This is a genomic window from Cellulophaga omnivescoria (assembly GCF_027915275.1).
GTDB lineage: Bacteria > Bacteroidota > Bacteroidia > Flavobacteriales > Flavobacteriaceae > Cellulophaga > Cellulophaga omnivescoria.
Genome location: NZ_CP115819.1, coordinates 2,267,330 through 2,278,527, shown reverse-complemented (window position 1 = coordinate 2,278,527; position 11,198 = coordinate 2,267,330). Strand labels below are relative to the sequence as shown.

General features: G+C 33.1%; 10 protein-coding genes and 1 tRNA gene. 7 read left to right on the top strand and 4 right to left on the bottom strand.

Translation table 11 applies throughout. The features are described 5' to 3' along the window. Window positions 1-6 precede the first annotated feature (6 nt). The 7 genes from PBN93_RS10110 (at window position 7) to PBN93_RS10080 (ending at window position 6,808) form a co-directional block, all read left to right on the top strand. A complete protein-coding gene (locus PBN93_RS10110; RefSeq protein WP_077407066.1) occupies window positions 7-1,473 on the top strand; it encodes a glutamate synthase subunit beta in 1,467 nt (488 codons plus the stop codon). A gap of 68 nt (window positions 1,474-1,541) precedes the next feature. Continuing rightward, a complete protein-coding gene (locus PBN93_RS10105) occupies window positions 1,542-1,733 on the top strand; it encodes a cold-shock protein (protein WP_013621600.1) in 192 nt (63 codons plus the stop codon). Between the two features lie 163 nt (window positions 1,734-1,896). Beyond that, entirely contained in the window at window positions 1,897-2,556 is a 660-nt protein-coding gene (gene rpe / locus PBN93_RS10100; RefSeq protein ID WP_077407069.1) for a ribulose-phosphate 3-epimerase, read from the top strand. Continuing rightward, complete coding sequence (locus PBN93_RS10095; protein WP_271080566.1) at window positions 2,556-3,521, top strand: YpdA family putative bacillithiol disulfide reductase; 966 nt, start codon at window positions 2,556-2,558, stop codon at window positions 3,519-3,521. Before rpe ends, PBN93_RS10095 begins: the two co-directional genes overlap by 1 nt. Window positions 3,522-3,683: 162 nt before the next feature. Next, entirely contained in the window at window positions 3,684-5,675 is a 1,992-nt protein-coding gene (locus PBN93_RS10090) for a tetratricopeptide repeat-containing sensor histidine kinase (RefSeq protein WP_077407075.1), read from the top strand. Beyond that, window positions 5,662-6,309 carry a response regulator gene (locus PBN93_RS10085; RefSeq protein ID WP_077407078.1) on the top strand — a complete coding sequence of 216 codons (648 nt, stop codon included), beginning with the start codon at window positions 5,662-5,664 and terminating at the stop codon, window positions 6,307-6,309. Before PBN93_RS10090 ends, PBN93_RS10085 begins: the two co-directional genes overlap by 14 nt. Window positions 6,310-6,415: 106 nt before the next feature. After that, complete coding sequence (locus PBN93_RS10080; protein ID WP_077407081.1) at window positions 6,416-6,808, top strand: hypothetical protein; 393 nt, start codon at window positions 6,416-6,418, stop codon at window positions 6,806-6,808. Window positions 6,809-7,174: 366 nt separating this feature from the next. On the opposite strand, the gene PBN93_RS10075 is transcribed toward PBN93_RS10080, so the two are convergent. The 4 genes from PBN93_RS10075 to ftsA all read right to left on the bottom strand — a co-directional run bounded on the left by PBN93_RS10075 (window position 7,175) and on the right by ftsA (window position 11,195). Continuing rightward, window positions 7,175-7,248, bottom strand: a tRNA-Arg gene (locus PBN93_RS10075). 21 nt (window positions 7,249-7,269) lie between these two features. After that, window positions 7,270-7,719: a GatB/YqeY domain-containing protein gene (locus tag PBN93_RS10070; protein ID WP_077407084.1), complete on the bottom strand. Its 450-nt coding sequence runs from the start codon at window positions 7,717-7,719 to the stop codon at window positions 7,270-7,272. A gap of 98 nt (window positions 7,720-7,817) precedes the next feature. Continuing rightward, window positions 7,818-9,791, bottom strand: coding sequence for a cell division protein FtsZ (gene ftsZ, locus PBN93_RS10065; RefSeq protein WP_271080565.1), 1,974 nt, complete (start codon window positions 9,789-9,791; stop codon window positions 7,818-7,820). A 45-nt stretch (window positions 9,792-9,836) separates the two neighbouring features. Beyond that, window positions 9,837-11,195: a cell division protein FtsA gene (gene ftsA, locus PBN93_RS10060; RefSeq protein WP_077407091.1), complete on the bottom strand. Its 1,359-nt coding sequence runs from the start codon at window positions 11,193-11,195 to the stop codon at window positions 9,837-9,839. Window positions 11,196-11,198: the final 3 nt, after the last annotated feature.

The following is an 11,198-nucleotide window of genomic DNA, read 5'->3' as shown; positions in this document are numbered from 1 at the left end:
AGCACTATGGGAAAAACAACTGGATTTTTAGAGTTCGAAAGAAAAATAGAAGACTATGCTCCTGTAGAAGAGCGTATAAAAAATTATAAAGAATTTACACAGCCATTAAAAGAAACAGAATTAAAAAACCAAGGCGCACGTTGTATGGATTGCGGAGTTCCGTTTTGCCATAGCGGATGCCCACTAGGAAATTTAATTCCAGATTTTAATGATGCTGTTTACAAAGGAAAATGGGAAAAAGCAGCTACCATATTACACTCTACAAACAACTTTCCTGAGTTTACAGGTAGATTATGCCCTGCTCCCTGTGAAGAAGCCTGTGTATTAGGCATTAACGAAGATCCTGTATCTATAGAAAATATAGAAAAAAACATTGTAGAAACCGCATTCTCTAAAGGATGGATAACAGCACAACCACCTAAAACAAGAACAGGTAAAACTGTTGCTATTATAGGATCTGGACCGGCTGGCTTAGCAACTGCACAACAATTAAACAGAGCCGGACACTTGGTTACTGTTTTTGAGCGCGATGCAAAAGTTGGTGGATTATTACGCTATGGTATTCCAGATTTTAAAATGGAAAAAAACGTAATTGACCGTAGACTAGAAGTCCTGAAAGAGGAAGGGATAATTTTTAAGACTAACACACATATAGGAGTAGATATAGACGCCAACACTCTAAAAGAAGATTTTGATGCCGTTGTACTTTCTGGCGGTGCCACAGTACGCAGAAAATTACCTATAAAAGGAGCCGATTTAAAAGGAGTTGTACAAGCAATGGACTTTTTAAAGCAAAACAACAAACGTGTAGATGGTATTACCGATTTAGGAGAAGAAATAAAGGCTACCAACAAAGATGTTATTGTTATTGGTGGTGGTGATACTGGATCTGACTGTATAGGAACATCTATACGCCACGGAGCAAACTCTGTTTCTAATTTTGAGATTATGAGCAAAGCAACTCCAGAAAGGCCTGTAGATCAACCTTGGCCGTTTTGGCCAATGCGCTTACGCACTAGCTCATCTCATAAAGAAGGCGCAGAACGTTTTTTTAGCATATCTACCAAAGAATTTATTGGAGATGAAAAAGGAAACTTAAAAGGACTTATAACCGCAGAAGTAGAGTGGATAAAAACACCTGGACAAAGACCTACATTAAAAGAAGTTCCTGGTACAGAAAAAGAATGGAAATGCGACTTAGTTTTACTTGCAATGGGTTTTACAGGTTCAGAAATGACTGTAGCTCAGCAATTAGGCTTAGAAGCAGATCCTAGAACAAATATTAAAGCGTCTGCAAAAAACTATATGACCAATGTACCCGGTGTTTTTGTGGCAGGAGACCAAAGAAGAGGGCAATCTCTAATTGTATGGGCAATCTCAGAAGGCAGACAGGCTGCGCATCACGTAGATGTTTACCTAACAGGAAGCTCTACTTTACCACTAAAAGGAGAAGGAGATTTACCTAGGGTTTAGAAAAAAAAATAAAAAACGCTTTGTATTGATATTATACTATCTTTGCACTTTAAATTAAAAATAAAATTATGAGTAACGGTACAGTAAAATTTTTTAACGACTCTAAAGGTTTCGGTTTTATCACTCCAGATGATGGTGGTAAAGACGTTTTTGTTCACATTAGTGGATTAACTCACGAAATAGCTGAAGGAGACAAAGTTAGTTATGACGTTGAAGAAGGAAAAAAAGGACCTAATGCAGTAAACGTTGAAGTCCTTTAATATATAAAGAATTTAACTTATTACATGCAAAGCCTGTTGTTTTTAACAACAGGCTTTTTTGTTTCATCTAACTACTAATCTTAAACAATTTATAAAGGTTAATTTCCACTGTTTCAATTTACATCAAATGCGTACTTTTGCATAAATATCAATCTAAAACAAAATGAGCAACAACAAAATTGCACCTTCTTTATTAGCAGCAGACTTTGGAAACCTACAGAGAGATGTAGAAATGGTAAACAATAGTGAGGCAGATTGGCACCATATAGATATTATGGACGGCGTTTTTGTTCCTAATATATCTTACGGTATGCCGGTTTTAAAAAGTATAGCACAGCACGCTACAAAAACATTAGATGTACATTTAATGATTGTAGACCCTGATAGGTACATTAAAACCTTTGCTGAATTAGGTGCAAATGTGTTAACAGTACACTATGAAGCTTGTACACATTTACACAGAACTTTACAAGCAATTAAAGCAGAAGGTATGATGGCTGGCGTTGCTTTAAATCCGCATACAAGCATACACTTATTAGAAGATATAATAAACGACATTGATGTTGTTTGTTTAATGAGTGTTAATCCTGGTTTTGGCGGACAATCTTTTATTGAGAATACTTACTATAAGGTAAAAGCATTAAAGGAATTAATCATTAAAAAAAATGCTAAAACTCTTATAGAGATAGATGGTGGTGTTACCTCTAAAAATGCAAAGGATTTAGTAGATGCAGGTGCAGATGTACTAGTTGCGGGAAGCTTTGTTTTTAAGAGCGATAACCCTACGGATACAATTAAAAACTTAAAAGAAATTATAGGCTAGTGAATTTATTAGATGTTGTAATTATTGGCGGCGGACCCATTGGTATTGCCTGCGGATTAGAGGCTAAAAAAAACGGACTTTCTTATCTTATTTTAGAAAAAGGGTGTATTGTAAACTCGTTATACAACTACCCTGCTAAAATGCAATTTTTTTCATCATCAGAAAAACTAGAAATAGACAATATTCCTTTTATTAGTAATGAAGCCAAACCTAAAAAAGAAGAAGCTTTAGAGTACTACAGAAGAATTGTAAGCAGTAATAATTTAGACATTAATTTATTTGAAAAAGTAACTAATGTCACCAAAGACACTACTTATTATATTGTAAAAACCAGTAAAGCAACTTATACAGCAAATAGCGTAATAATAGCTACTGGTTTTTACGATATACCTAATAAATTAAATATTCTAGGAGAAGACTTACCAAAAGTTAGCCACTATTATAATAATCCACATTTTTTTTCTAAACAAAAATTAGCTGTTGTTGGCGCAAGTAACTCATCAATAGATGCCGCATTAGAATGCTGGCGTAAAGGTGCAGATGTTACTTTAATAATTAGAGGTTCTGAAGTTGGTAAACGTGTAAAATATTGGGTACGCCCAGACATTATTAATCGTATAGAGGAAGGTAGCATAAAAGTTATATACAATGCCAATATTACAGAAATTAAAGAAAGAGAGATAGTAATAAAAACAGCTAACGAAACTATAGTATTAGAAAACGATTATGTTTTAGCCTTAACTGGTTACAGACCTAATTTTAATTTTTTAACCAAAATAGGAATTACTTTATCTAACGACGCAAAAAAAATTCCGACTCATAACACAGACACTATGGAAACAAACCTAAACAATGTTTTTTTAGCCGGTGTAATTTGTGGAGGAATGGAAACACACAAATGGTTTATAGAAAATTCTAGGATACACGCTAAAAAAATAATAAGTACTATTTTAAAAAAGAAATAATAATTATATTACACTGTTTTCAGGGATAGTCATTTCACTAACTAATGGGATTGTCATACTAAATAATAATATAAACTTTGTAAACACTATTAAAACTAACTGTTAGAACTTCTTAATTAGAATAAATTAAGAAAATAACAATCAAATATTAAATCATCTTTTTTGATTACCACCAAATCTTCATACAACCTAAAGAAATATAGTAAGCTTAAATACTTTTTATTATATTTTATAATTGCAACCTTTCAATTAGCTGCAGCACAAGAAAAAGATAGTTTAAATAAAGAAGATAATCCTTCCTTTTTTTCTTTTTCATGGTCAAAAATTCAAAAAGACAAAACTTTACAACCTTTATATGATGCATTAAAAGATGCAACATTTGGAGCACAAAGATTCTCAGTATTTGATCAGCTTATAGAACACCACGCCAAAAAAGCAAATACCGATTCCGTTTTACATTATGGGAATTTATATGTACAAGAATTAGGAAATTGGGATAAACCGGAAAAAGATAAAAAATTTTTATATGCCAAAGCATATTATTTTATGTCTGTTGGTAGTTCGTTAAACGGACTAGTAGACAAGTCTATTGAGTGGAACATAAAAGGATTACAGGAAGCCGAATTTATTAATGACTCTCAGTATATATATTTACATAAAGTTAGTCTGGCAAAAAATTACATTGCTCAAAACAATATAGATAAAGCCATAAAACTACTTCAAGAAAGCATAGCAATTTACAATAAACAGCAACCAACAACTACCTATAAAGCATTTATGCAACTAGGCAATGCTTATTCCAAAAAAGAAGAATATAACAAAGCAGAAGAATACTACAACTCATCTTTAGAGCTTGCAAAACAATTTAAAGATTTAGAATCAGAATTAGAAACCAAACTTCACAAAGCCAAACTTTTAGAAGTAAATAAAGAATACAACAAAGCCATACAAATGTATGCGCAAATAAGTAACCAAGCAAAAGCCAATAATTTTAATGCTATTTATTATGAGGGTGCATTACTAGTAGCTAAATTGTATTATAAATTAGAAGAGTATAATATTGCTAACGTTGGCCTCACTATGGCTTACATTAATGCCGTAGATCATGAAAACTTACAATTTCAAAGAGAATCACTAATTATACAAGCAAGAAGCTTTTACAAACAAGAAGATTATAAAAATGCCTATGCAACAATGACACAACTTTTTGGAGTTTTAAATGAGATAAAAGACAAACAACAAAGAGAAATTATAAAGGAACTAGAGATACAATACGAAACCATAAAAAAAGAACAAGCTATTTCTGACTTAAAAGAGGACCAAATAAAACAACAAGCCGAGCTAGATAGGCAAAAAACTATTAAAGCAGCTTTTTTAATCGGCTTTTTAGTAATTCTTATTCCTGTAATTGCCCTACTCTATACCTATTACCAAAAAATGCAAGCTCAAAGTGAACTTGCTAAAAAGAACGAAGAAATTAACAACCAAAAAGTAACAACTCTAAAACAAGAACAGGAATTAAAGTTAATAAAAGCCGCAATTGAAGGACAAGATGAGGAACGAAAGCGTATAGCCCAAGAATTACACGATAGTATTGGTGGTAATTTAGCTGGAATAAAATTACAGCTTGCTAGCGTAAAAGAAAAAACCAGTACATTACATACCATATCTGGTCAGTTAGATGAAACCTACCAATTGGTTAGAGACATCTCTCACACCCTAATACCAAAAAAGTTTAGACAAGACGATTTTACACAGCTTATAAAAGAATATGCTAAATCTATTACAAGCACTGGCAAGCTAAATGTAGAGTTTTACCCTCACCCAGAAGAAAAAATAAATACCATTAATGAAATGGTAAAAATGGAGTTGTTTAAAATTATTCAAGAATTAATGACAAACACTCTTAAACACGCCAAAGCATCTAATACAGATATACACCTAAATTACTTTGAAGATAGCATTACTTTGCTTTTTGAAGACAACGGTAAAGGATTTGATACAAGCAAAAACGGAGAAGGTATTGGATTTAAAAATATTAAAAGTAGAATAGAAAAACTAAACGGTACTTTACACATAGATTCTGCTGTAAACAGAGGAACAGTAATATCTATAGAAATACCAATAAAAAACACAACCAATGGTAACATATAACCTAATTATTGCAGACGACCATAAAATGTTTATAGACGGACTTACGAGTATTTTAGAAGATGCTCCTGAGTTTAATATTACTACAACCGCTAAAAATGGTGCACAAGTAGTAAAATATTTAGATATTAATGGTGCCGAAGACATTCATTTATTAGTGACAGATTTAACTATGCCAGAAATGAATGGCATAGAATTAAACACTATCGTAAAAGAACGCTTTCCAGGCTTAAAAACACTAGTTGTTAGTATGCATATAGATGGCGGTATGATAGACACACTAATTAGAGGTAATGTAGATGGTTATGTACCCAAAAATGCTGAAAAAGATGAATTACTAGAAGCCATTAGAACAATTATTGGTGGTGAAAAGTATTTTTCTACAGAAATTAAAAAAGCCTATACTGATGCTATGTTTGCCAGTAAAAAAGAAAAAGAAATTTCTTTAACCAATAGAGAAAAAGAAGTTTTAAAACTTATTGCTGAAGAGTACACAACACAAGAAATTGCAGACGAGTTATTTTTAAGCAAGCATACAATAGAAAGTTACCGTAAAAATTTAATATCTAAATTAAATGTAAAAAACTTAGCCGGCTTAACTAAACACGCAATAAAAATGGGACTTCTAGACGATTAAGCCTCTGCCACCCCTGTTTTCAGGGTAATCATTTTCACTAATACAGGCGTATTCTTAGGCCTATAATAGCTTCATCTTTGTAGTGTATTTAAAAAAGCACTCAATTATGAAAACTAAATTATTTGTATCAGTATTAGCAACAGCATCACTTTTCTTATCTTGTAGTAACGATAAAAAAACCGCAGAACAAGCAAAAGCAAACGCAAATATTAAGTCGGATATTATTATTGAAAACACAAAAATAAGAACAGGTATTTCTGCAGAAGATGAAGAACGCTCTTTTATTATGGTAACAGGAAAATCTTTATTAGATGGAACTGCCACCGTAAAAACAACAAACATTAAAGGAGAAGAAATACATTGTGAAAGCTTCCCTGCAAAAAAATTAATTAATCAAGAATACAAAACAGCAAATTCTACTTTAAAAGAATCTCACATTATGGAAAATGTGCAAAATTATTTTGAGGTTAACCACAGTAGAGATTTAGCAAAGTCATAATAACATACTAAACACTTACCACAAAAGCCACGCAAATTGCGTGGCTTTTACATTATATATGCTCCATAAATTTTATCTAAAAGCTCCGCTTTTAAAACAAAAAATCCAAAATTAAAAATACAAGTAAACTGTTATAAATTTTACGAATAGGGATGAACTGCGCTTCGCTTGCTGATCCCTAAAAGCTCCGCTTTTAAAACAAAAAACCCAAAATTAAAAATACAAGTAAACTGTTATAAATTTTACGAATAGGGATGAACTGCGCTCCGCTTGTTGATCCCTAAAAGCTCCGCTTTAAAAACAAAAAATCCAAAATTAAAAATACAAGTAAACTTGATTTTTAATTTTGGATTTTTTGTTTATTCGTGACCCCGGAGGGATTCAAACCCCCAACCCTCAGAGCCGAAATCTGATGCGCTATTCAGTTGCGCCACGGGGCCTTTTATTAGCTTATAAAAAAATTAAGCTAATTTACTTTTTACTATGGTAGAAATTGTTTTACCATCTGCTTTACCTGCCAACTGAGAAGATACCATACCCATAACTTTCCCCATATCTTTCATACCATCTGCGTTAGTTTTAGCTATTACATCATCTACCACTTTAGCTATATCATCCTCAGACATTTGTTCTGGCAAAAACTGTGCAATTACTTCTGCCTGTGCCAGTTCTGGAGCAGCTAAATCTTCTCTGCCCTGTTCCTTATATATAGCAGCACTATCTTTACGCTGCTTTACCAATTTTTGTACAATTTTTATTTCTTCTTCTTCACTTAATTCTGTTTTTGCCCCTGACTCTGTCTGTGCCATTAACAAAACAGATTTTATAGCTCTTAACGACTCTAAGGCAACGCTATCTTTAGCTTTCATAGCTGTTTTCATTGCTGTCATTACATCTTGTTGTAAGCTCATAATTTTTAATTTTTAGGAACACGAAGATAAAAAAATAAACCCGAAAACAATTATTGCTTTCAGGTTTATACACTAAATTATATAGTTTAAAAACTACATTAATCTACATTATCATGTAAAAAAGAATTATTAGAACGCAATTGAATATCGTCTCCGTCTTCACTTAACGTTGTTCTAGAAATTCTGTTTTCAGGATTGTTCTGATTTAAATCTACTCCCTGACGTAAATAAGCTGGCTTTTTCTCCATATCATTTACGGTGTTAATATTGTTTTTAAACTTATGGTTAAAGTCTTTTAATTTCCTTCTACGCTCATCTGCTCTGTTTCTTAACAAATCTTCAATAGGAGTGTTCATTGGGTCTACTTCTATCTCTTTTTCTTCTGGAGCAGGAGTAGGTGCTGGAGCCGGTGCTTGAGTTGCTTTTGGTGCCACAGTTTTTTTCTCAAAAGCCAATGCCTCATCTATTATTTTAGGCTCTGCCTTTTCTGCTTTAGATTTAGCGCCTGTAAGCTCTTTTTCTAACTCCATATAGTCATCTAAACTATATCTTTTTTCTCCTTGTTTATTGTACTCTAATACAGGAACAACCTCTACGTGATCTTTAACATCAATATTATTTACATCTTCATCATCTAAGCTAAATGTAATAGTATGCTCTTGCTCCTCTTCTTCAACTTTTTGTTCCTTACGCGGAATATCAAAACTAAATGCAAATTGATCTTCTTCTTGTACAACCTTTACTTCTTCTGCATCTACAACGTCAAAATCTCTTACATCTACAATAACAAAATCATCTTCTTTAGGAGTCTCTGCTACTACTTCATCATAAAAAACATTAAAGCTTTTAATAAAATTTGTTGTAGGTATTAAATCCATTTCTGGTTTTTCATCCTCAAACAAAGTATGTTTTATTACCTCCGGTTCTGCAGGAGCAACTTCCTTTTTAACAGGAGTAGTTTCTGGCTCAACCACTTCATAAACAACATTTGCATTGTTTGGTGTTAAGTTGTGGGTGGCCTTCTGCTCGTCTTCTAGAGTATGAATTATTTTTTTAGATTCTGTATTTACAATATCGTCTTGCTGATCTACATTAAAACCCGTAGCAATAACTGTAACAGCAATTGCATCTCCTAGGTTTTCATCTTCACCAACACCCATAATAATGTTAGCTCCGTGGCCAGCTTCTGTTTGTATATGATCGTTAATTTCACCTATTTCATCAATAGTAATTTCCTGAGCACCAGAAACTATTAACAACAATACGTTTTTAGCACCAGCAATTTTATTATCATTTAATAAGGGTGAATCTAATGCTTTCATAATAGCCTCTTGCGCTCTAGAAGATCCAGAAGCATTTGCAGAGCCCATAATTGCGGTACCACTGTTTGATAGTACCGTTTTAGCGTCACGTAAATCTATATTTTGTGTATAATGATGAGTTATAACCTCTGCTATACCACGAGCAGCAGTTGCTAAAACTTCATCTGCCTTAGAGAAACCGGCTTTAAAGCCTAAATTACCGTATACTTCTCTAAGTTTATTATTATTAATAACAATTAATGAGTCTACATTAGCACGAAGTTTTTCTATACCAGTCTGAGCTTGCTGGCATCTCATTTTTCCTTCGAACTGAAAAGGCATTGTAACAATACCCACTGTAAGGATATCCATACCTTTTGCTTGTTTTGCTATTATTGGAGCAGCACCTGTACCTGTACCACCACCCATACCAGCAGTAATAAAAACCATTTTAGTATTAGAATCTAACATACTTTTTATGTCTTCCATACTTTCTATGGCAGCTTGCTCACCAACCTCTGGGTTGGCACCCGCACCTAAACCTTCTGTTAAGGTAACACCTAATCTTATTTTATTAGGCACTGTACTGTTTTCTAATGCTTGTGAGTCTGTATTACAAACAATAAAATCTACACCATTTATTCCGGCTTGGAACATGTGATTTATTGCGTTACTACCACCGCCACCAACACCAATGACTTTTATTACGTTACTTTGATTTTTAGGCAAATCAAAAGAGATATTACTTTCTAATTCAGTGTTCTTGCTCATACTGTTATTTTACTGAGTTATTTTTTCAATTTTTCTATTTATGCGTTACTCTGCATTATCTAAAAAGTCTTTCAACTTATCAGACCATTTTTCAAAAATGGATTTACGTTCTGGTTTCACTTCTTTTTTGGTTGATGTGGTATTTGGTTCTTCTGTTTGGAAACCTTCTTCTGTTTGATTACTCTCTACTATTTCTTCTTTTTCTGTTTGAGCCTCTTCTAATGCTAATTCTTTGTTTTTAGCATTAGTTTCAATTGCGTTCATTAACAACCCTACACCTGTTGCGTATAACGGACTTGCTATATCTTGGGTAGAGTCTCCTGCTAAATGCTCATTAGGATACCCTATTCTTGTATCCATACCAGTTATATATTCTACCAATTGCTTTAAATGTTTTAACTGGCTACCACCACCTGTTAAAACAATACCACCAATTAGTTTCTTTTTTTGGTCTTCATGGCCATAATTTTTTATCTCCATATACACCTGCTCTATGATCTCTACAACACGAGCATGTATAATTTTAGAAAGATTTTTAAGTGTAATTTCTTTAGGCTCTCTACCTCGTAATCCTGGTATAGAAACTATTTCATTATCCTTATTTTCTCCTGGCCAAGCAGACCCAAATTTAATTTTTAATAGTTCGGCTTGTTTTTCAATAATAGAACAGCCTTCTTTTATATCTTCTGTTATAACATTTCCTCCAAAAGGAATTACAGCAGTGTGCCTTATAATACCATCTTTAAAAATAGCAACATCTGTTGTACCACCTCCTATATCTATTAATGCAATACCAGCTTCTTTTTCTTCTTGGCTTAGTACAGCATTTGCAGATGCTAAAGGCTCTAACGTTATACTACCTAAATCTAAGCCAGCGCTTTTAATACACCTACCAACATTTTTAATAGATGATACCTGCCCAACTACTACATGGAAATTAGCTTCTAACCTACCACCATACATACCAATTGGCTCTTTAATTTCTGCCTGCCCATCTACCTTATATTCTTGTGGTAACACATGAATAATTTCTTCTCCAGGAAGCATAATTAATTTGTAAACTTGGTTTACAAGTATATCTACATCATCTTCATTAATAACCTGCTCAGAGTCTGGTCTTGTAATGTAATCACTATGTTGCAAGCTACGTATGTGTTGCCCAGCAATACCAACCACAACAGAACTAATTTTTAAACCAGAAGTAGCCTCTGCTTCTTCTACCGCTTGTTGTATAGATTTTATAGTTTGTGTAATATTATTTACCACACCTCTATGTACACCAAGGCTTTTAGATTTACCAATACCTAAAACTTCAATTTTACCATACTCGTTTTCTTTACCAATTATGGCTACAATCTTTGTTGTCCCTATGTCTAATCCTACTGAATATTTACCTGGCTCCATAAC

Coding starts and splice junctions, on each gene's coding strand:
- ftsA (WP_077407091.1), bottom strand. CDS start 11,195: ATGGAGCCAGGTAAATATTCAGTAGGATTAGACATAGGGACAACAAAG.
- PBN93_RS10070 (WP_077407084.1), bottom strand. CDS start 7,719: ATGAGCTTACAACAAGATGTAATGACAGCAATGAAAACAGCTATGAAA.
- rpe (WP_077407069.1), top strand. CDS start 1,897: ATGAGCAACAACAAAATTGCACCTTCTTTATTAGCAGCAGACTTTGGA.
- PBN93_RS10080 (WP_077407081.1), top strand. CDS start 6,416: ATGAAAACTAAATTATTTGTATCAGTATTAGCAACAGCATCACTTTTC.
- PBN93_RS10085 (WP_077407078.1), top strand. CDS start 5,662: ATGGTAACATATAACCTAATTATTGCAGACGACCATAAAATGTTTATA.
- ftsZ (WP_271080565.1), bottom strand. CDS start 9,791: ATGAGCAAGAACACTGAATTAGAAAGTAATATCTCTTTTGATTTGCCT.
- PBN93_RS10110 (WP_077407066.1), top strand. CDS start 7: ATGGGAAAAACAACTGGATTTTTAGAGTTCGAAAGAAAAATAGAAGAC.
- PBN93_RS10105 (WP_013621600.1), top strand. CDS start 1,542: ATGAGTAACGGTACAGTAAAATTTTTTAACGACTCTAAAGGTTTCGGT.